Origin of the sequence: Micromonospora humi (assembly GCF_900090105.1) — a bacterium.
Lineage (GTDB): Bacteria > Actinomycetota > Actinomycetes > Mycobacteriales > Micromonosporaceae > Micromonospora > Micromonospora humi.
Genome location: NZ_FMDM01000027.1, coordinates 12,063 through 31,515 on the forward strand (window position 1 = coordinate 12,063; position 19,453 = coordinate 31,515).

Genomic DNA, 19,453 nt, shown 5'->3' on the forward strand with positions numbered 1-19,453 from the left:
CGACGGCGGCGGGTCGGGTCAGTCGTGCCGGCGGGCGTCGAGATCGCTCTCGGCGTCGGCCAGGGCGTCGGCGTCGATGTGCTCGGCGAACTCGGCCGCCTCGGCGCTCTGCGCGGCGAGCGCGTCCTTGACCGCGCGGATCGCCACGCCGGCCGGATAGCCCTTACGCGCCAGCATGCCGACCAGGCGCCGGAACACCGCGTCGGGCTCGCCGCGGGCGGTGCGCAGCTTCCGGTCCACCAGGGCCCGGGCCGTCTCGGCCTCGGTCTCCTCGTCGAGCCCGTCCAGGGCGGCGCCGGCCACCTCGCCGTCGACGCCCTTCTGGCGCAGCTCGGTGGCGAGCGCCCGGCGGGCCAGCCCGCGGCCGTTGTGCCGGCTGCTCACCCAGGCACGGGCGAACGCGGCGTCATCGACGATGCCGACCTCGTCGTAGCGGTCGAGCACCTGCTCGGCGGTCTCCTCGGAGATGCCCCGCCGGGCCAGCGCACCGGCCAACTCGGCGCGGGTGCGCGGCCGGGTGGCGAGCTGCCGCAGGCAGATCTCCCGGGCCAGCTCGGCCTCGTCGCGCGGTGGAGCCGGAGCCTCCCCGGAGTCGGACTCCGCCGCGCGACCGCGGCGCCCACGGCGGGGCTGGGGCGTGCCGGTGGCGTCACCCGCACGGGGTGGGCCGGCATCCCAGCCCCGCCCCGTGCGGGCCCGTCGTCCTGCCACGGATCAGCGGATCAGAAGTCGACCGGCGGCAACTCCGGGCCGCCGGCGGCGTCGCCCGCACCACCGGTGCCGACGCCGAGCTTCTCCAGGATCTTCTTCTCGACCTCGGCCGCCACGTCGGGGTTCTCGCGAAGGAACTCGCGAGCCTTCTCCTTGCCCTGGCCGAGCTGGTCGCCGTCGTAGGTGTACCAGGCGCCGGACTTGCGGATGATCGCCTGCTCCACGCCCACGTCGATCAGGGAGCCCTCGCGAGAGATGCCCTTGCCGTACATGATGTCGAACTCGGCCTGCTTGAACGGCGCCGCGACCTTGTTCTTCACGACCTTGACCCGGGTGCGGTTGCCGACCACGTCGGTGCCGTCCTTCAGGCTCTCGATGCGGCGCACGTCGAGCCGGACCGAGGCGTAGAACTTCAGCGCCCGGCCACCGGTCGTGGTCTCCGGACTGCCGAACATCACGCCGATCTTCTCGCGGAGCTGGTTGATGAAGATCGCGGTGGTGCCGGTGTTGTTGAGGATGCCGGTGATCTTCCGCAGCGCCTGGCTCATCAGCCGGGCCTGGAGGCCGACGTGGCTGTCGCCCATCTCGCCCTCGATCTCGGCGCGCGGCACCAGGGCGGCGACCGAGTCGATCACGATGATGTCGATCGCGCCGGAGCGCACCAGCATGTCGGTGATCTCCAGCGCCTGCTCGCCGGTGTCCGGCTGGGAGACCAGCAGGGCGTCGGTGTCGACACCGAGCGCCTTCGCGTATTCCGGGTCGAGCGCGTGCTCGGCGTCGATGAACGCGGCGATGCCGCCCGCCCGCTGGGCGTTGGCCACCGCGTGCAGGGCGACCGTGGTCTTACCGCTGGACTCCGGACCGTAGATCTCGACGACCCGGCCGCGGGGCAGACCGCCCACGCCGAGCGCCACGTCGAGCGCGATGGAGCCGGTCGGCGTGACCGCCGTCTGAATGACGGGCCGCTCCCCCAGCCGCATCACCGAACCCTTGCCGAACTGCTTGTCGATCTGAGCGAGAGCAAGGTCGAGTGCCTTCTCCCGGTCAGGACCTGCCGCCATCGTTGCCACCCCTGCCTTCGCCGGCGTCTTTCCTGAGCTTCGCGTCACGCGGGACACGCTAGGCGCTGGGTCCGACAGAAAACCAGCCGACGGGCCGCGAGCTGTGGACGAGCACCCCGCTGTGGACAATAGCCGAACAGGTGTACGACTGGGCAAGCGACACGCGGAACCGAGGAAAAGGCTGCTCAGCGTAGTCGGGCAGGCACCCGGTCGGGATACGCGGCGACCACCGCGCGCCACACCACGTGCGTTTCCTCACCGGCCGCGAGCGCCTGCTCGACGGTCCGCCCGCCGAGTTGGGAGAGCACCTGGTCGCTGGCGATGCTGGCCGCGTAGCCCGGCCCGAACGCCTCCTCCAGCCGCGCCCAGAAGTCGGTCAGCCGCACGTGTTCAGTCCTCCTCGTCGTGTCTGTCCGCACCGGACCCGCCGCCCCCGTCGGAAGCGCCGCCCGCGCCGGGGTGCCGCAGCGCGAGCGCGACCAGCGGCACCACCGCGATCGCCGCCAGCAGGGTGAGCGCCGGGTACCCCACGGCCCCCATGACCAACCCGCTCAGCGCCGCCGCACCCGCCCCGGCCAGCCCCATGAGCAGGTCGGACAGGCCCTGCACGCCGGGCCGGTCGGCGGTGGGCACCGACTCCGACAGCAGCGTCGAGCCCGCCACCATGGTGCCCGACCAGCCCAGGCCGAGCAGCGCCAGCCCCACCGAGAGCGCCGGGGTGCGGTGCCCGGCGGCGCCGGCGACCGCGCACGCGGCCAGCAGCAGCGCCACCCCGCCGAGGATCACCGGTCGCCGGCCCACCCGGTCGGTGAGCCAGCCCACCACCGGCGAGAACGCGTACATGCCGGCGATGTGCAGGCTGAGCACGATGCCGACCACGCGCAGCAGGTCCGCGTCGGAGTGCCACTCGTCGAGGTGCACCGGGGTCATCGACATCACCGCGACCATCACCAGGTGGCCCACCGCGACCGCGGCGATACCGAGCCGGGCGGCCGGCCGGCGGCGTACCGTGCGCCACGCGGCGGCCATGCCACCGCGGCGGGTGACCGGCCGGGCGGCGTCCGCGGCGGGCTCGGCCGCCGCCAGCCGACGCGCGGTGAGCAGCGGGTCCGGCCGCAGCAGGGCCAGGAGTACGCCGGCGGCCAGCGTGAACGCGACGGCGCTGACCAGGAACGGACCGGCCAGCAGCGGCAGGCCCCAGCCGTGGGTGACGTCGTCGGCGAGCGCGGCGAAGTTCGGCGCGGCCACCGACCCGATGGTGGTGGCCCAGACCACCAGCGACAGCTGCCGGCCCCGGCGCGCCGGCTCGGCCAGGTCGACGGCCGTGTAGCGGGCCTGGAGGTTGGCCGCGGTGCCACCGCCGAACAACAGCATGCCGACGAAGAGCAGCGGCACCACACCGCTCACCACGGCGACCACCACCAGCGCGCCGCCGACCGCGCCGACCAGGTAGGCCAGGACCAGACCGGGTCGGCGCCCGCGCGCCGCCATCAGCCGGGTCACCGGTACGGCGAGCAGCGCGGCGCCGACCACGCCGGCGCTCTGCGCCAACCCGGCCAGGGCGGTGCCGGCGACCCGGGCGGCGAGCAGCGCGCCGACCGAGATGCCGATGGCGACGCCGACACCGCCGACGATCTGGGTGAGGAAGAGCAGCCGCAGGGTGCGCCGCTGGATGCCGGCGACGTCGGGCCGGGGCGGGGCCGGCGCGGTCAGGTCGGTGGCCATGACGCTCCTGGTGGGGACGGGTGCCTCATCGTCGCGCACCGGACCGGTCGGTCGGCAACCGGTTTCGCTACAGGCCGAGGCCGCGACCGATGATCTCCTTCATGATCTCGGTGGTGCCGCCGTAGATGGTCTGCACCCGGCTGTCCAGCCAGGCCCTCGCCACCGGGTGCTCCAGCATGAAGCCGTAGCCGCCGTGCAGCTGCACGCACCGGTCGGCGACCTTGTTCTGCAGCTCGGTGGTCCACCACTTCGCCTTCGCCGCGTCGGTCACCGACAGCCGGCCCGCGTCGTACTCGGTGACGCAGTGGTTCACGAACGTCCGGGCGATGGTGACCTCGGTGTCCAGCTCGGCCAGGAGGAACCGGTTGTGCTGGAACCTCCCGATCGGCCGGCCGAACGCCTCCCGGGACCGGGCGTGCTCCAGGGTGAGGGCGAGCAACTTCTCGCAGGCCGCCACCGCGCCGACCGCGATGCTCAGCCGCTCCCGGGGCAGGTTCGCCATCAGGTGGTAGAAGCCCTGGTTCTCGGCGCCGATCAGGTTCTCCGCCGGCACCCGGCAGTCGTCGAAGAACAACTCGGCGGTGTCGTTGGCCTTGAGACCGACCTTGGCCAGCCGGCGCCCCCGGTCGAAACCCGGGGTGCCGCGCTCCACCACCACCAGGCTCACCCCGTGCGCGCCCTGCTCCGGCGCGGTCTTGACCACCACCACCACGAGGTCGGCCAGCTCGCCGTTGGTGACGAACGTCTTCTGGCCGTTGAGGACGAGCGTGTCGCCGTCGCGGACCGCGGAGGTGCGGATGCCGGCCAGGTCGCTGCCCGCGCCCGGCTCGCTCATCGCGATCGCGGTGACCAGGTCGCCCGAGCAGAAGCCGGGCAGCCAGCGCTTGCGCTGCTCGTCGGTGGTCAGCTCGGTCAGGTACGGCGCCACCACGTCGTTGTGCAGCCCGAACCCGAGACCGGTGCAGCCGCTCGCCACGATCTCCTCGTCGAGCACCGCGTTGAACCGGAAGTCGCGCTGCCCGCCACCGCCGTACGCCGGGTCGACGTCGGGACCCAGCAACCCGGCCGCGCCGGCGGCCCGCCACACCTCGCGGTCGACGATGCCCTCGGCCTCCCACCGTTCGTGGTGCGGCACCGCCTCCCGGGCGAGGAACCGGCGGCACAGGTCCCGGAACTCTTCGTGGACGGGCTCGTACAGGCGCTGCTCCATGGCGGCCAGTCTGGCACCGCTCACCCGGCCTGCACAGCCGCGCGCAACCGGCGCTCGCGGCGGGCGGTGCGAGCGGCGACGGCCAGCACCACGACCAGGACCACGCCGAACCCGATCGCGCTGGCCGTCCAGCCGACGGCGACGGCGAGCGCGGCCAACGCGCCGAGGAAGAGCGTGCCCACTGCCGCTCCCCCCAGCGCGCCCCGGCGTACCGCCGGCAGGTCGTCGACGACCGCCGCGCGGCCGGCCTCGTCGGCGGGCGGCTCGCCGCTGCGTAGCGCGACCTCGGTCACCCGCCAGCCGACGGCCCGCTCCGCCTCGGCGGCGGTGCGTCGCTTCCGGCCCATCCGGCCACCCAGGCTCAGCAGGAAGGGAAAGGCACCCCAGATCACCCCGCCCAGGCCGGCGCGGACGACCGCGACCAGCGCGGATCCGTCGCGCTCGTCCCAGAGCCGCAGCGGCAGCCAGCCAAGCGCAGCGATGATCATGAAGATCACGTACGGCCCGGGTTGGCCGAGCCGTACCAGGGGCGCGAGACGGTCGTTGGCGGCCATGCCCAGGCCGTACCCCGAGGCGCGGGACGGCAATCCGGTGTGGACGGTGGCCGGGCGGGCCGCGGCACGTCAGGATGGCCGGATGGGCACGCTGACCGGAGCACAGATCGCCGACGCCGGGCTGGACGGGTGGACCTTCCTGCTCGGCGCGTTGCACACCCGCATCCGTACCCCGGATTTCGCCGCCGGCCTGGCGCTGGTGGCCGCGGTCGGCGCGGAGGCCGAGCGGGTCGACCACCATCCCGACCTGGACCTGCGCTACACGCACGTCGACGTGCGGCTGTGGTCGCACGACTCGGGCGGCGTCACCGGGCGCGACCTGCGGCTGGCCCGGACCATCACGGCGCTCGCCACCGAGGCCGGCCTGACGCTCTCCTCTGCCGGCCTGGCGCGGCTGGAGTTCGCGCTGGACAGCCCGGAGCACGCCGCGGTGGCGCCGTTCTGGCGGGCGGTCCTGTCCGGTGCGGACGCCGCCGACGACGAGGTGCGCGACCCGGCGGGGACGCTGCCCACGATCTGGTTCCAGGGCTCCGGGCGCGACGAGCCCCGGCAGCGCTGGCACCCGGACGTGTGGGTCGACCCGGTCGAGGTCGCGCCACGGATGGAAGCCGCGCTGGCGGCCGGCGGGACGCTGGTCAGCGACGCCGAGGCGCCCAACTTCTGGGTGCTCGCCGACCCGGACGGCAACCGAGTCTGCCTCTGCACCTGGCAGGGCCGCTCCTGACTCAGCGCAGCGCGCCGGCAGCCACCGTCAGGTCGGCGACCAGGCCCTCGTACGCGATGTCCTGGTTGTCCGCGCGCAGCACGGCGGACGGGTGGATGGTGGCGAGCAGCCGGGTGTCCGGCGCGTCGGCGACCGCGCCGGCCCGGTCGACCGGCACCCGCGCGAAGTCCTCCGGGTGTTGCGCGGCGGCCGGCCAGGGCAGCAGCTCCCCGCGCTGCCTCGTCACCCGGAAGGTCGGGCCGAGCAGCGCCTTGGCGGCGGTGGCGCCGAGCACCACCACGACCTCCGGGCGCAGCCGGGCGAACTCGGCGACCAGCCAGGGCCGGCAGGCGGTGACGTGCACCCGGTCCGGGGTCTGGTGGATGCGCCGCTTGCCGCGCAGCTCGAAACGGAAGTGCTTGACCGCGTTGGTCAGGTAGATGTGGCGCGGGTCGAGGCCGGCGTCGTCCACCGCCCGGCGCAGCAGGTGCCCGGCCGGGCCGACGAACGGCAGCCCCTGCTGGTCCTCCACGTCACCCGGCTGCTCGCCGACGAAGACCACCCGGGCCCGCTCGTCGCCCCGGCCGAAGACGGTCTGCGACGCGTCCCGGTAGAGCTCGCAGCCCCGGCAGCCGGCCGCCGCGGCGCGCAGCTCGTCGATGGTGTCCGCCGCCGGCGGGATGAACTCCTGCGCCCCGGGTGCGCTCTCGGTCTCGGCCATGCGGACCGTTCTACCCCCTCGGTCGTCAGTCACGCCGCATCTCCGGGCGTGTTAAAAGGGGCCCCCTCCTCTACCGCAGGCGTTAATAGGGGGCCCCGCCTTGCACCGGGTGCAGCGCGCGGGCGAGCGCGTCGGCCAGCGGCGGCAGGTCGGGCTCGTCGAGGGGGCTGACGGTGATCCGGACGGCCGGGGCGGCGGCGATCCGGTAGAGGCCGCCGGGCGCCACCGACCAGCCGGCGTCGCGCAGCGCGGTGACCGCGACCGTCTCGTCGGGCACCGGCACCCACACGTTGATCCCGGTGCGCCCGTGCGCGGCCAGCCCGCGCGCGGCCAGCGCCGCGACCAGCCCGTCGCGCCGCCGGTCGTAGCCGTCCGCCGCGCGCCGCACCAGCTCGGCGGTGGCCGGGTCGCGCCAGAGCGACAGGACCAGGCGTTGCAGCACGGTGGAGACCCAGCCGGCGCCGACCCGGGCCCGGCCGGCCACCCGGGCCACGGTGGCCTCGTCGCCGGCCAGCACGGCGAGCCGCAGGTCGGGCCCGTAGGGCTTGCTCACCGACCGGACGAAGGCCCACGCCGCTGTCGCCCCGGCGAGCGGGTGCAGGGGTACGCGGGCCAGCTCGGCGGCGTGGTCGTCCTCGATCAGCAGCAGGTCGGCCCGGCCGGCGAGCAGCCTCCGCAGCGCGGCGGCCCGGTCGGCGGAGACGGCCGCGCCGGTCGGGTTCTGCGCCCGGCTGGTCACCACCAGCGCGCGGACCCCGGCGGCCAGCGCGGCCCGCACCCCGGCCACGCTCGGGCCCTCGTCGTCCACCGGCACCCCGACGGTACGCAGGCCGAGCGCGGCGACCAGGTCGAGCAGGTTGGCCCAGCCCGGGTCCTCCACCGCGACCGCGTCGCCGGGGCGCAGGTGCGCCGCGAGCAGCCGCTCGATGCCGTCGAGCGCGCCGCCGGTGACGGTCAGCTCGGCGGCCGGCACCCCGTCGGCGGTGAACCGGTCCCGGGCGGCGTCGGCCAGCTCGGGCAGGACGGCGGCGTCCGCGTACCCGGTCGGGGTCCCGACCTCGGCGGCGAGCGCGGCCAGGTGCGGCCCGAGCGGGGGCAGCAGCCGGCGGTCGGGGTGCCCGTCGGAGAGATCCCGGGTGCCGGGTCGCGGCGGTGGCGCGAGCGCGGCGCGGCGGGTGGCGACCGGCGGGCGGGGCCGGACCCGGGTGCCGTGCCGGCCGGCGGTGGCGACCAGGCCCCGGTGCCGCAGCTCCTGGTAGGCCTTCGCGACGGTGGCCGGGCTGACGCCGAGCTGGCCGGCGAGCGCGCGGACCGCCGGCAGGGCGTCGCCGGGGGCGAGGGCGCCGGTGCGGATGCCGGATTCCACGCTCGCCGAAATGGCCGCCGACGTGGACCCGGTGAGCTGATAACGTGCTGCCACAGTTTTATGATTGTACTAGAACAAAGGCGGGATGTCGCATGTACCCTCCGACCGGCCGCACCACCGCCACCCGCACCCGGGACCGGATGCGCTACGACCGCGCCACCGCCCACGCGGTGCTCGACGAGGCCTACCACTGCGCGCTGGCGTTCGTCGTGGACGGCGAGCCGCGGGTGTTGCCGACCCTGCACGTGCGCGTCGGCGACACGCTCTACCTGCACGGCTCCACCGGCAGCCGGCCGCTGTTGGCCGCCCGGGGCGACACCGGGCTGCCGGTCTGCGTCTCGGTCACCCACCTCGACGGGTTGGTCTACGCCCGCTCCCAGTTCCACCACAGCGCCAACTACCGCTCGGTGGTCGCCCACGGCACCGCCCGGCTGGTCGACGACGCCGACGAGAAGGCCCGGGTGCTGGCCGCGCTGGTGGAGAAGGTGGCCGCCGGCCGATCCGCGGAGAGTCGGCCGCCGAACCGGCGGGAGCTGGCCGAGACCGCCGTGCTGGCGCTGCCGCTGCGCGAGGTCTCGGTACGCGTCCGCACCGGCGGGGTCAACGACGAGCCGGCCGACGAGAGCCTGCCGTACTGGGCCGGGGTGCTGCCGCTGCGCCTCACGCCCGGCCGACCGGAACCGGCCGACGGGGTGACCGCGCCGGTGCCCGCCTACCTGCGGCCGGCCCGGTCGCCGTGGCTGGAGCCGGTGGTCCTGCGCGGCGCGCACGTGGTGCTGGAGCCGCTGGACCTCTCCCACGCCGAGGACCTGCACGCCGCGCTCGACGACGAGGAGGTCTGGCGGTACGTCGGCAGCCCGCGCCCCACGAGCGTGGCCGGCATGGCCGACCTGATCCGCGCCGCCCTCGACGCCGGTCAGCGGGGCGTCCGGACGGCGTGGGTGCAGCGCTGCGCGGTCACCGGGGCGGTGGTGGGCACCACCTCCTTCCACGAGCCCGACGCCGACCTGAGGGCGGTGGAGATCGGCTCCACCCAGCTCGGCCGGGCGTGGTGGCGCACCGGGATCAACACCGAGGCCAAGCTGCTGCTGCTCACCCGCGCCTTCGACGAACTCGACGCGGTGCGGGTCACCTGGCAGACCAGCACGCTCAACGAGCGGTCGCAGCGAGCCATCGAACGGCTCGGCGCGGTGCGCGAGGGGACGCTGCGGTCCAACCGGCGTCGCGCCGACGGCACCTGGCGACAGTCCGCGCTCTACTCGATGCTCGCCGAGGAGTGGCCGAACGCACAGGTCAGGCTGCGGGCGTACCCGCCGCCGGCTGAGGTGTAAGGAGGGGCCCCCTGTTAACGCATTCGGTAGAGCAGGGGGCCCCGCTTAACACCCCGCACGGCACTCAGGTGCCGTCGCCGCCACCACCGCCACCGCCGACGCCCGCGCCGCCGGCCGTGCCGCCGAGGCCGTAGCCGGGCGCGACGGGCTGGTCCGGGTGGCGGCTGACGTGCGCCGACTCCCGGATCGTGGCCGACCAGTCGGCGTGCGCGGCGGCCGCCGCGTGCCGGTCGATGGCGTGCCGCAGCCAACCGTCCACCGTGGCAACCCAGTCCCGTCGGTCCGCCCCGGCGTGCCAGACCCGGAACCGGCTGATGCTCTGGTGGGTCACCCCGGCCAGCGAGAGCCGCCGGTCCAGCCAGAACAGCACCTCCATGCCGGCGGAGTCGGTCAGCATGATCACTTCCAGCTCGGTCATCGGCCCGGCGTAGAGCGGGGCGGCCCAGAAGCCGAGCCGCTGCTGGAACGGGAGCGTCTGCTCCACACCTGGCAGCCGCCCCTGCTGGAGACCCGCCTGGCGCATCACGAAACCGAGCGTGTCCAGTGCGGCGAGCAGGTGCTGCTGGGTGGGCAGCGGGTGGATCAGGACCGGCACCATCTCGCCCTGGTCCTCGTCCGGGTCGACGGACACCTCGGTCCGCAGCCCGGTGCGCAGGGTCATCAGCGGCACCCCGCCGAACACCGTCACCGGCGCCTCCCACGGCAGCGGCACGGCGAAGTCGACGGCCCGCCGCCGCCCGCCCGGCACCACGAACCGGCCCGCGATCGGCCACTGGTGGTACTGCACCAGCCGGCGCGGTGCCCCGGGGTCCTCCGGCTCGACCTGCGTGACCAGCCCGAGGCGGAGGTGCCGGACCAGGACGTCCCCGCCGTCGGCGGCCAGCGTCACCCGGCCCGGCAGGCGCAGGCCCGGCCGGGTGCTCGGGTTGGGCAGGGTGGTGGTGACCGAGAGCCCGGTCCAGGCCGACCCCCGCGACACCCCGGTGAGCCGCATGCCGGCGGCATTCCCGCTGCCCGCCCGGCCATGCGCGCGACGGCCCGCCCCGGAGCGGGGCGGGCCGTCGGATCGGTCCGGTGCGGTGGGTCAGCGCAGCCGGCGCCCCCGGGGCACCGGGTCGGTCTCGTCGTCGAACTCGCCGATGACCTCCTCCAGCAGGTCCTCCAGCGCGACGAAGCCGATCGGCCGGGTCGGCCCACCGCCGTTGCGCACCAGCGCGAGCTGGGCCTGCCGGCCGCGCATGGCGGCTACCGCCTCGGTCACCGACGCCTCGGCGGGCAGCGTGAACGCGTTCGTCATCAGCTCACCGGCGGTCGCCGGCCGGCCGGTGGTGACCGCGCGCACCGCCTCGCGTACGTGCACCAGGCCGCACACCTCGCCGCCGGTGTCGACCACGGCGAGGCGGGACCGGCCGCTGTCGCGCGACACGTGCTCGATCCGCTCGGCGGTGTCGTCCCGGCGCACCGTGACGATCTTGTCGAACGGTTCCATCACCTGCGCCACCGTGGTGCCCTGCAACTCCAGCATGCTGGTCAGCAGCTGGTGCTGCTCGGCGCCGAGCAGCCCGTGCTCCCGGGACTGCTCCAGCAGGATGCGCAGCTCGTCCGGGCCGTGCACCTGGGCGAGCTGGTCCTGCTGCTGCACCCCGACCAGCCGCAGCATCGCGTTGGCCAGCCCGTTGAGCAGCGACAGCACCGGCCGGGCGATCCGGGCGAACGCCCGGAACGGCAGCGCCAGCAGCATCGCCGAACGCTCCGCGTCGGTGATCGCCCAGGACTTCGGCGCCATCTCGCCGACCACCAGGTGCAGGAACGTCACCAGGCCCAGTGCGAACACCAGCGCGACCACGTGGCTGGCCGCGTCGGGCAGGCCCACCGCGTGCAGCAACGGGCTGAGCAGGTGCTCGATCGCCGGCTCGGCCAGCGCACCGAGGCCCAGCGTGCACAGCGTGATGCCGAGCTGCGCGCCGGCCAGCATCAGGCTCAGCTCACGGACGCCGTCCAGCGCCGCGCGGGCCGCCCGGCCACCGCCGGCCGCCGACTGCTCCAGCCGGTACCGCTTCGCCGCGACCAACGCGAACTCGGCGGCCACGAAGAACCCGTTGAGCGCCAGCAGCACCACGGAGAAGGCGAGTGCGAACCCGGGGCTCATGCGGCACCCTCCCCGGACACGCCGGCGCTCGACCGCAGCCGCACCGAGTCGGCCACGTGCCGGTCCACCGCCAGCACCTCGACCAGCACCCGGGGACCGGTCGACGGCTCGTCGCCGTCACCGGCCGACGCGATCTCCAGCCGGTCACCGACCTCGGGCACCCGGCCCAGCTCCCGCATCACCAGGCCGGAGAGCGTGTCGTACTCGGGCGCCTCGGGCAGCTCGATGCCGGTGCTGTCGGCGACCTCGTCGATCCGCCAGCGGGCCGGCACCACCCAGGAGCCGTCCTCCTGCCGGGCCGGCGCCCGCTCGGGCGGGTCGTCCTCGTCGCGGATCGGCCCGACCAGCTCCTCGGCGAGGTCCTCCAGCGTGATCACGCCGGCGAACCCGCCGTACTCGTCGACCACGCAGGCCAGCTGCCGGTGCCCGGACCGCAGCCGGTCCAGCACCGTCGGCAGCGGCAGCGTCTCCGGCACCAGCAACGGGGGTACGGCGACCGCGTCGATCCGGGTCCGCGCCCGCTCGGCCGGCGGCACCCCCAGCACGTCGGCGATGCCGACCACGCCGATCAGGTCGTCGACGCCCTCGGCCCCGCGCACCGGAAACCGGGAGTGGCCGGTGTCGAGCATCTCGACGACCCGGCTGACCGGCTCGTCGGCGCGGACGGTGTGCACGTCCACCCGGGGCACCATGGCCTCGCCCGCGGTGAGCCCCCGGAAGTCGAGCCCCCGGTCGAGCAGGTCGGACATCTCCGCGTCGAGGTGGCCCTCCTCGCGCGACTCGGCGATGATCTGCTCCAGGTCGGCCGGGGTGGCGCCGCTGGGCAGCTCCTCGATCGGCTCGATGCCGACCCGGCGGAGCAGCCGCACGGCGGCCCGGTCGAAGAGCGTGATCAGCGGACCGGCGATCCGCAGGTAGATCAGGGTGGACCGGGACAGTGCCCGGGCGAGCGGCACGGCCCGGGCGATGGCCAGGTTCTTCGGGGCCAGCTCGCCCAGGACCATCTGCACCACGGTGGCGATGACCAGGGCCAGCGCCACCGACAGTGGCAGCGCCACCGCGCCGGACACACCGGCGAGGCCGAGCAGGTCGGCCAGCCCGGCGCCCAGGTACGGCTCGGCGACGTAACCGACGAGCAGGGCGGTCACGGTGATGCCGAGCTGGGCGCCGGAGAGCATGAAGGAGAGCCGCCCGGTCACCTCCAGGGCGCGGGCGGCGGCGCGGTCGCCGCCGTCGGCGAGTTGCTTGAGCTTGCCGCGGTCCACGGCGACGTAGCCGAACTCCTGCGCCACGAAGTAACCGGTGGCGGCGGTGAGCACGGTGATGAGAAGGAGACCGACGAGGATCAACACGGGAGGTTCAGGGCTCCCGGGGTCGTCGGGGAGGGAAGATGCCGGGTACGACCCGGCCGGCTACTGCTGCCCTCCGGGGCAGGAGAGTCGATCATGCGGCCATTTTATCGGTGCCCGCTGGACGCCCGCTGAAGGTGCCGGGAACCCTCCCCCACGTCCCGTTTCACCGGCCGGCCAACTCGTCGACGTCGAGCAGCGACCGGTCGATCCGCCCGGAGCGGTAGGCGGCCCGCCCGATCATCTGCGCGGCGACCGGCGCGGTGGAGAGCTGGAAGATCGCCACCAGCGCCAGCATGCCCAGGTCCGCGCCGGTACGCAGGCGCAACGCCAGCCCGACCAGGAGCAGCAGCACACCGAGCACCTGCGGCTTGGTGGCGGCGTGCATCCGGTCCAGCGTGTCCGGGAAGCGCACCAGCCCGATGCCGGCGACCAGGCTCAGCAGCGCCCCCGCCAGCAGCAGGAGGCCCCCGACCCAGTCCGCCACGACGCCCACGGCCGTCACGATTCGGCCCGGACGGCGAAGCGGACCAGCGAGACCGAACCGACGAAGCCGAGCAGCGAGAGCACCACCAGCACCGGCAACGTGGTGGCGTGCCGGTTCACCGCGGCCTCCGCCCCCACCGCGCCGAGCATGGCCGCCAGCAGCAGGTCGGCGCCGACGACCCGGTCGAGCAGGGACGGGCCGCGGTAGATCCGGACCAGGGCGAGCAGCGCGGTGGCCGAGAGCAGCACGGTCAGCGCGACGGCGAGCAGGACGGTCACGGGTGGTTCCTCCGTTCGACGGGTTCGAGGTCGAGCTGGCGTACCTCGGTGGGAGAGCCGACGGCGCGGACGATGCGCCGTTCGACGGCGAGCACGCGGTCGCGGCTGCCGGCCAGGTCCTCGGGGCCGCGCACGTCGAGCACGTGCACGTAGAGCACGCCCCGCGCCCGGTCGATGTCGAGGATCAGGGTGCCCGGCACCAGCGAGATCACCTCGGCGGTGAGCGCCAGGTTCAGGTCGGTGCGGACCCGCAGCGGCACCGCGATGATCCCGCCGCGCGGCCGGTAGCCCGGACGCAACGCCACGGCGGCGACGTGCACGCTGGCGCTGACCAGTTCCCCGGCGAACGTGCCGGCGAGCACCAGCAGCGGGCCCGGTCGCAGCCGGCCGCCGAAGGTGACCGGCGGGAGCGGGAAGAAGAACAGCACCGCCGCGCCGACCACCAGCCCGGTGAGCAGGTTGGCCCAGGACACGTCGCCCCAGAGCAGCAGCCAGGCGGCGACCAGCCAACCGAGCGCCACCGCCTGGTCGCGCCGCCGCCCGCCCCGGCCCACCGTGGGCGGGTCGGCGGCCGGCTCGTCGGCGGGCGAGCGGGCCGGGTCGCGGGTCACGGCACGTCCCGGGGCAGGACCGCCCGGACGTACGGGGTGCGCTGGCGCAGGTCGGTGGCGGCGTCCGCGGTGACCTGGAACAGCGGGCCCGCCACCAGGGTGAGCAGCACGCCGAGCGCCACCAGGGCGGCGGTGGCGCCGACCATCAGGCCGGGCAGCCGGGTGTTCGGGGTGCCGGTGGCCACCTTCGGCGCCCGCCAGAACGCGATGTTCCACACCCGGGACGCGACGTAGAGGGTGAGCAGGCTGGTCACCGTGCCCGCGCCGACCAGCACGGCGGGCAGCGCCCCGCCGGCCGCCACCCCGGCCTGGAGCAGGCCGAGCTTGCCGAGGAAGCCGGAGAACGGCGGAATGCCGGCCAGGTTCATCGCCGGGACGAAGAAGAGCACGGCCACCACCGGGGTGACCCGGGCCAGCCCGCCGATCCGGCGCAGGTCGGTGCTGCCGGCCCGCTCCTCGACCAGGCCGGCCACCAGGAAGAGCGTGGTCTGCACGGTGATGTGGTGCACCACGTAGAAGATCGACCCGGACAGGCCGGCGACGCTGCTCAGCGCCACCCCGAAGATCATGTAGCCGATGTGGCTGACCAGCGTGAAGGAGAAGAGCCGCTTCATGTCCGACTGGGCGACCGCGCCGAGGATGCCCACCACCATGGTCAGGCCGGCCACCACCATCAGCAGCCCGGAGACCCGGCCGCCGGGGAAGAGCAGCGTCTCGGTCCGGATGATCGCGTACACGCCGACCTTGGTGAGCAGGCCGGCGAAGACCGCGGTGACCGGCGCGGGCGCGGTCGGGTAGCTGTCTGGCAACCAGGCCGACACCGGGAAGACCGCCGCCTTGATGCCGAACGCGAGCAGCAGCATGAGCTGCAGGGTCAGGCGTACGCCGGACGGCACCGCGTCCAGCCGGCCGGCGAGCTGCGCCATGTTCAGCGTGCCGGTCGCCGCGTAGACGAGTCCCACGGCGGACAGGAAGAGCAGCGACGACAGGATGCTGACCACCACGTACGTCGAGCCGGTGCGCAGCCGGGCCTCGGTGCCGCCCAGCGTGATCAGCACGAAGCTCGCGGCCAGCAGGATCTCGAAGCCGACGAAGAGGTTGAACAGGTCACCGGCGAGGAACGCGTTCGTCACGCCGGCGGTCAGCACCAGGTAGGTGGGGTGGTAGATGCTCACCGGCGCGGTCTCGCCGGTCTCCGCCCGGCCCTGCCCGATCGAGTAGAGCAGCACGCAGAGCGTGACCGCCGAGGAGACCACCACCATCAGTGCCGCCAGCTGGTCGGCCACCAGCACGATGCCGACCGGCGCCGGCCAGCCGCCCACCCGCACCACCACCGGCCCGTGCCGGTACGCCTCCCCCAGCAGCACCACCGCGACCAGCAGCACACTGCCCAGGCAGAGCACGCTTATCGAACGCTGCAACCGGGGCCGCCCGGTCAGGATCAGGGTCAGCGCCGCGCCGAGCAGCGGCACCACCACCGGCAGCGGCACCAGCCCACTCATGATTCCTCGTCCCGGCGCAGCCGCCGGCGGGCCGGCTCCGGGTCGACCTGTTCCCGGTCGTCGTCCGGGCCCTCCCCGCCCAGGTCCGCCGCGGCCACCTCGTCGCGCCCGGCCAGCCGGACGATCTGCCGGTCCTCCAGGTCGTCCTGCACCTCGTCGTCGCCGCTGGTGAACCAGGCCCGGTAGGCGACCGCGAGCAGGAACGCGGTCAACCCGAACGTGATCACCACGGCGGTGAGCACCATCGCCTGCGGCAGCGCGTCGCTCATCCCGCCGGCCAGCGCGGTACCGGCCAGCGGCGCCGCGCCGGACCGCCCGCCGAGCAGGATGAGCAGGTTGACCCCGTTGCCGAGCAGGATGATGCCGAGCAGGATCCGGGTCAGGCTGCGCTCCAGCAGCAGCGTGACGCCGGTGGCGACGAGCACCCCGACCGCCAGCACCAGCACCAGCGTCGGCCCGGCCGCCCCCCGCGTCACGGTCGTCCCTCGCGCTGGACGGTCAGACCCCGGCCCGGCTCGCCGGCGGCCTCGACGTGCCGGTCCACCTCGGCGCCGAGGCTACGCAGGATGTCCAGCACCAGCCCGACCACCACCAGGTAGACGCCGACGTCGAAGAAGAGCGAGGTGACCAGGTAGAAGTGGCCGAGCAGGGGCAGCCACAGGTCGACCTTGACGCTCTGCAGCACCTCGCCGGTGAGCAGCAGGCCGAGCACGCCGCTGCCGACCGAGACGGCCAGGCCCGCGCCGAGCACCACGCCCGCGCCGACCGGCGCCGCCTCGGCCAGCTCGTACCGGCCGCCGGCCAGGTAGCGCAGGGTCAGCGCGAGGCCGGCGACCAGCCCACCGGAGAAGCCCCCGCCGGGGGCGTTGTGCCCGGAGAAGAGCAGGAACAGCGAGAAGAGCAGCACGGTGTGGAAGATCAGCCGGGTGACCACCTCGAAGACGATCGAGCGCCGCCGCTCGCCGAGCGTCTGCCCGCCGAGCAGCCAGACCGTCCGCCCGGGGCGCGGCATCGCCGGGCGGGGGCGGCGCGGGCGCGGACCGGTGCGGGAGCGCTCGAAGATCAGGCTGGCCACCCCGGTCGCGGTCACCACCAGCACCGAGATCTCCCCCATCGTGTCCCAGGCGCGGATGTCCACCAGGGTCACGTTGACCACGTTGCGGCCGTACCCCTCGGCAACCGCGAGGTCGGGGAAGGCCGCGGAGATCGACGGCGCCCGCCGGGCACCGGCCGCCGCCAGCGCCAGACCGGCCATGACCAGCCCGGCGGCGACCCCGACGCCCCGGCGCACCCACCGGCTGCGACGCAACGGCCGGGCCGAGAAGCGTTCCGGCAGCCGCCGCAGCACCAGCACGAAGACGGCGATGGTGGCGGTCTCCACCAGGAACTGGGTGAGCGCCAGGTCCGGCGCGCCGTAGAGGACGAACATCATCGCCGTGCCGTAGCCGGTCACGCCCACCAGCAGCATGGCGGTGAGCCGGCGGCGGGCGGAGACCGCGAGCACCGCGGCCACCGCGATCACCACACAGACGACCAGCTGGGTCGGGTTGTCCCAGGGCGCCAGGTCGACCCGCCACGGCGCGGTGGCCAGCATCGCCCCGCCCGGCACCAGCACCAGGGCCAGCAGGACGGTGCCCAGGTACTGCGGCAGCGAACCGCGCTGGGTGACGCTGGTGACCTCGATGGCGAGCCGGTCGAAGCCGTGGGTCACCCGCTCGTACCCCTGGTTGCCGGAGATCGGCGAGCGCAGCCGGGCCAGGGCCGGGGCGAGCGGGCCGCGGACCAGGTGCAGCGCCGCACCGCCGGCCAGCACGAGGGCGGAGAGGCCGAGCGCCGTGGTCGGCCCGTGCCAGAGCGCCAGGTGCTCGTCGACCGGACCGAACAGCTCCGCGTACGGCTCGAGCAGGCCGCTCAGCCAGCCGGCGGCCGGCCCGGCGGCGAACCCGGCCACGGCGAGCAGCGCCGGGGGGACGAGCATCGCGGCGGGTGGCCGGGTCACCTCGGTGTCCGCGACGCCGGGCCGGGTGCCGAACGCGCCCCACAGGAAGCGGATGCTGTAGGCCACGGTCAGCGCACTGCCGGCGACCAGCACCGCCAGCACCCACGGGTGGTCGGTGAACGCGGCGAGCACCGCCTCCTTGGCCACGAAGCCGAGCAGCGGCGGCACCCCGGCCATCGACGCCGCCGCCAGCGTGGCGACGACGGCGAGCAGCGGCGCGCCCCGACCCACCCCGGACAGGTCGCGCAGGTCCCGACTGCCCGCCTCGTGGTCGAGGATGCCGACGACGAGGAAGAGCGCGGACTTGAACAGCGCGTGCGCGGCCAGCATGGCGACGCCGGCCAGGGCCGCGTGCGGGGTGCCCGCGCCGAGCACCACGGCGAGCAGGCCGAGCTGGCTGACCGTCCCGTACGCCAGCAGCAGCTTCAGGTCGCACTGCCGCAGCGCCGCCCAGCCGCCGGCGACCAGCGTGACCAGCCCGGCGACCACGGTGACCGGCCGCCACGGCCCGGCGGGAGCGAGCGCCGGCCCGAGCAGCCCGATCAGGAAGACGCCGGCCTTCACCATCGCGGCGGCGTGCAGGTAGGCGCTGACCGGCGTCGGCGCCGCCATCGCCACCGGCAGCCAGGCGTTGAACGGGAACACCGCGGACTTCGCCAACGCGCCGGCCAGGACGAGCAGCACCGCGACGGTCAGCCGCCCGCCGTCGGGCAGCGGCGCGGCGACCACCGCCGACCAGCGGTAACTGCCGGCGTGCTGACCGAGCAGCAGGAACCCGACCAGCATGGCCAGCCCGCCCAGGGTGGTGACGGTGAGCGCCTGGGCGGCCGCCCACCGGCTGGCCCGCCGCTCGGTGCTGTGCCCGATCAGCAGGTAGGAGAAGACCGTGGTCAGCTCCCAGAAGACGTAGAGCAGCAGCAGGTCGTCGGAGACGACCAGGCCGAGCATCGCGCCGGCGAAGGCGACCAGCACGCCGGCGAACCGGCCCAGCCCGACCGAACCGGGCCGGAAGTAGCGGGCCGAGTAGACCAGCACGAGCGCGCCGACGCCGCCGACCAGCAGCATCATCAGCCAGGACAGCGTGCCGACCCGCAACGCCACGTCGAACCGGAGCTGCGGGATCCAGGGGTACGTCTCGACGACCGCTCCGCCGTCGCGTACCGCACCGGTGTGCGCCACCGCCCAGCCGACCGCGGCGGCCGGGACGAGCGCGAGCGCCAGGCAGGCGCGCGGTCCCCACCTGCGGACCAGCAGCGGGGCGACCAGTGCCGCCACCAGGTGCAGGATCAGCAGGACGAGCACGCGCACTCCCGGTCGAGGTGACAGCGCGGCGGCGCACGCTGGGGGCACGACCGATCACACGCCACTTCCCACCCGGGCGCGCCGTTTTCCCGGAAACCCGCCCGCCCTGCCTCCCCCGCCCCGCCCCCGCCCGCAGCTGGTCGATCAAGGAGTTTGCGTCAGCACGTGCGCCGACCGCTGACGCGAACTCCTTGATCGACGCCGAGGGCGGGGGCGGAGCAGTGGACGATCGAGGGCGCGGGAAGTGGGGAGGAGGGGTGGTGAGTGCGGAGGGCCGGCTGGGGTGGGGGCCGGAGGGTGTGTCGCGCCGGGGGCCGTGGGGGCGTCAGGGCCGGAGGTGTCGCGCCGGGGGCCGTGGGGGCGTCAGGGCCGGAGGTGTCGCGCCGGGGGCCGT

At 74.8% G+C, this 19,453-nt stretch carries 19 protein-coding genes; 2 read left to right on the forward strand and 17 right to left on the reverse strand.

Going from position 1 to position 19,453, the window contains the following annotated elements; all coding sequences use genetic code 11:
• Positions 1 to 18: 18 nt before the first annotated feature.
• From GA0070213_RS30450 to GA0070213_RS30475, 6 genes are all read right to left on the reverse strand, one after another.
• Positions 19 to 711 carry a regulatory protein RecX gene (locus GA0070213_RS30450; protein ID WP_091072516.1) on the reverse strand — a complete coding sequence of 231 codons (693 nt, stop codon included), beginning with the start codon at positions 709 to 711 and terminating at the stop codon, positions 19 to 21.
• A gap of 11 nt (positions 712 to 722) precedes the next feature.
• Complete coding sequence (recA, locus tag GA0070213_RS30455) at positions 723 to 1,772, reverse strand: recombinase RecA (RefSeq protein ID WP_091072519.1); 1,050 nt, start codon at positions 1,770 to 1,772, stop codon at positions 723 to 725.
• A 185-nt stretch (positions 1,773 to 1,957) separates the two neighbouring features.
• Positions 1,958 to 2,158: a DUF3046 domain-containing protein gene (locus GA0070213_RS30460; protein ID WP_091072521.1), complete on the reverse strand. Its 201-nt coding sequence runs from the start codon at positions 2,156 to 2,158 to the stop codon at positions 1,958 to 1,960.
• Between the two features lie 4 nt (positions 2,159 to 2,162).
• Positions 2,163 to 3,497, reverse strand: a complete 1,335-nt coding sequence (locus tag GA0070213_RS30465; RefSeq protein WP_091072525.1) for an MFS transporter — start codon at positions 3,495 to 3,497, stop codon at positions 2,163 to 2,165.
• Positions 3,498 to 3,564: 67 nt separating this feature from the next.
• Positions 3,565 to 4,707, reverse strand: coding sequence for an acyl-CoA dehydrogenase family protein (locus GA0070213_RS30470; RefSeq protein ID WP_091072528.1), 1,143 nt, complete (start codon positions 4,705 to 4,707; stop codon positions 3,565 to 3,567).
• 20 nt (positions 4,708 to 4,727) lie between these two features.
• The gene (locus tag GA0070213_RS30475) at positions 4,728 to 5,261 is read right to left on the reverse strand and encodes a hypothetical protein (protein ID WP_091072533.1); all 534 of its coding nucleotides are present in this window, start codon (positions 5,259 to 5,261) and stop codon (positions 4,728 to 4,730) included.
• A gap of 82 nt (positions 5,262 to 5,343) precedes the next feature.
• Here GA0070213_RS30475 and GA0070213_RS30480 point away from each other — a divergent pair, with 82 nt between their 5' ends.
• The gene (locus GA0070213_RS30480; RefSeq protein WP_091072537.1) at positions 5,344 to 5,985 is read left to right on the forward strand and encodes a 4a-hydroxytetrahydrobiopterin dehydratase; all 642 of its coding nucleotides are present in this window, start codon (positions 5,344 to 5,346) and stop codon (positions 5,983 to 5,985) included.
• Between the two features lies 1 nt (position 5,986).
• Here the strand turns inward: GA0070213_RS30480 and GA0070213_RS30485 are convergent, their stop codons facing one another.
• Both GA0070213_RS30485 and GA0070213_RS30490 read right to left on the reverse strand, forming a co-directional pair.
• The gene (locus GA0070213_RS30485) at positions 5,987 to 6,685 is read right to left on the reverse strand and encodes a UdgX family uracil-DNA binding protein (RefSeq protein ID WP_091072540.1); all 699 of its coding nucleotides are present in this window, start codon (positions 6,683 to 6,685) and stop codon (positions 5,987 to 5,989) included.
• Positions 6,686 to 6,767: 82 nt separating this feature from the next.
• Positions 6,768 to 8,105: an aminotransferase class I/II-fold pyridoxal phosphate-dependent enzyme gene (locus tag GA0070213_RS30490; protein ID WP_091072543.1), complete on the reverse strand. Its 1,338-nt coding sequence runs from the start codon at positions 8,103 to 8,105 to the stop codon at positions 6,768 to 6,770.
• Positions 8,106 to 8,143: 38 nt separating this feature from the next.
• Between GA0070213_RS30490 and GA0070213_RS30495 the strand changes: the two genes are divergently transcribed.
• Positions 8,144 to 9,382 carry a bifunctional pyridoxamine 5'-phosphate oxidase family protein/GNAT family N-acetyltransferase gene (locus tag GA0070213_RS30495; protein ID WP_091072546.1) on the forward strand — a complete coding sequence of 413 codons (1,239 nt, stop codon included), beginning with the start codon at positions 8,144 to 8,146 and terminating at the stop codon, positions 9,380 to 9,382.
• Positions 9,383 to 9,446: 64 nt separating this feature from the next.
• Here the strand turns inward: GA0070213_RS30495 and GA0070213_RS30500 are convergent, their stop codons facing one another.
• From GA0070213_RS30500 to GA0070213_RS30540, 9 genes are all read right to left on the reverse strand, one after another.
• Positions 9,447 to 10,376 (reverse strand): sporulation protein, encoded by a 930-nt coding sequence (locus GA0070213_RS30500; RefSeq protein WP_091072549.1) that lies wholly within the window; start codon positions 10,374 to 10,376, stop codon positions 9,447 to 9,449.
• 90 nt (positions 10,377 to 10,466) lie between these two features.
• Complete coding sequence (locus tag GA0070213_RS30505) at positions 10,467 to 11,531, reverse strand: hemolysin family protein (RefSeq protein ID WP_091072553.1); 1,065 nt, start codon at positions 11,529 to 11,531, stop codon at positions 10,467 to 10,469.
• Positions 11,528 to 12,883, reverse strand: coding sequence for a hemolysin family protein (locus GA0070213_RS30510; RefSeq protein ID WP_091072556.1), 1,356 nt, complete (start codon positions 12,881 to 12,883; stop codon positions 11,528 to 11,530). The genes GA0070213_RS30505 and GA0070213_RS30510 overlap by 4 nt, the downstream gene beginning before the upstream one ends.
• Positions 12,884 to 13,046: 163 nt before the next feature.
• A complete protein-coding gene (gene mnhG / locus GA0070213_RS30515) occupies positions 13,047 to 13,376 on the reverse strand; it encodes a monovalent cation/H(+) antiporter subunit G (protein WP_091072585.1) in 330 nt (109 codons plus the stop codon).
• 5 nt (positions 13,377 to 13,381) lie between these two features.
• Positions 13,382 to 13,645, reverse strand: a complete 264-nt coding sequence (locus GA0070213_RS30520; protein ID WP_091072561.1) for an MrpF/PhaF family protein — start codon at positions 13,643 to 13,645, stop codon at positions 13,382 to 13,384.
• Positions 13,642 to 14,256: a Na+/H+ antiporter subunit E gene (locus GA0070213_RS30525; RefSeq protein ID WP_091072565.1), complete on the reverse strand. Its 615-nt coding sequence runs from the start codon at positions 14,254 to 14,256 to the stop codon at positions 13,642 to 13,644. Before GA0070213_RS30525 ends, GA0070213_RS30520 begins: the two co-directional genes overlap by 4 nt.
• Positions 14,253 to 15,758, reverse strand: coding sequence for a Na+/H+ antiporter subunit D (locus GA0070213_RS30530; RefSeq protein WP_091072569.1), 1,506 nt, complete (start codon positions 15,756 to 15,758; stop codon positions 14,253 to 14,255). The genes GA0070213_RS30525 and GA0070213_RS30530 overlap by 4 nt, the downstream gene beginning before the upstream one ends.
• Entirely contained in the window at positions 15,755 to 16,234 is a 480-nt protein-coding gene (locus tag GA0070213_RS30535; protein ID WP_091072574.1) for a Na(+)/H(+) antiporter subunit C, read from the reverse strand. The genes GA0070213_RS30530 and GA0070213_RS30535 overlap by 4 nt, the downstream gene beginning before the upstream one ends.
• On the reverse strand, positions 16,231 to 19,059 hold the full coding sequence (locus tag GA0070213_RS30540) for a Na+/H+ antiporter subunit A (RefSeq protein ID WP_091072589.1): 2,829 nt from the start codon (positions 19,057 to 19,059) through the stop codon (positions 16,231 to 16,233). Before GA0070213_RS30540 ends, GA0070213_RS30535 begins: the two co-directional genes overlap by 4 nt.
• Between the last annotated feature and the right edge of the window lie 394 nt (positions 19,060 to 19,453).

Excerpts from the sequence above, each read along its gene's own strand:
- GA0070213_RS30465 (WP_091072525.1), bottom strand. The coding sequence starts at position 3,497 with ATGGCCACCGACCTGACCGCGCCGGCCCCGCCCCGGCCCGACGTCGCC.
- GA0070213_RS30485 (WP_091072540.1), bottom strand. The coding sequence starts at position 6,685 with ATGGCCGAGACCGAGAGCGCACCCGGGGCGCAGGAGTTCATCCCGCCG.
- GA0070213_RS30505 (WP_091072553.1), bottom strand. The coding sequence starts at position 11,531 with ATGAGCCCCGGGTTCGCACTCGCCTTCTCCGTGGTGCTGCTGGCGCTC.
- recA (WP_091072519.1), bottom strand. The coding sequence starts at position 1,772 with ATGGCGGCAGGTCCTGACCGGGAGAAGGCACTCGACCTTGCTCTCGCT.
- GA0070213_RS30480 (WP_091072537.1), top strand. The coding sequence starts at position 5,344 with ATGGGCACGCTGACCGGAGCACAGATCGCCGACGCCGGGCTGGACGGG.
- GA0070213_RS30495 (WP_091072546.1), top strand. The coding sequence starts at position 8,144 with ATGTACCCTCCGACCGGCCGCACCACCGCCACCCGCACCCGGGACCGG.
- GA0070213_RS30530 (WP_091072569.1), bottom strand. The coding sequence starts at position 15,758 with ATGAGTGGGCTGGTGCCGCTGCCGGTGGTGGTGCCGCTGCTCGGCGCG.
- GA0070213_RS30500 (WP_091072549.1), bottom strand. The coding sequence starts at position 10,376 with ATGCGGCTCACCGGGGTGTCGCGGGGGTCGGCCTGGACCGGGCTCTCG.
- GA0070213_RS30470 (WP_091072528.1), bottom strand. The coding sequence starts at position 4,707 with ATGGAGCAGCGCCTGTACGAGCCCGTCCACGAAGAGTTCCGGGACCTG.
- GA0070213_RS30475 (WP_091072533.1), bottom strand. The coding sequence starts at position 5,261 with ATGGCCGCCAACGACCGTCTCGCGCCCCTGGTACGGCTCGGCCAACCC.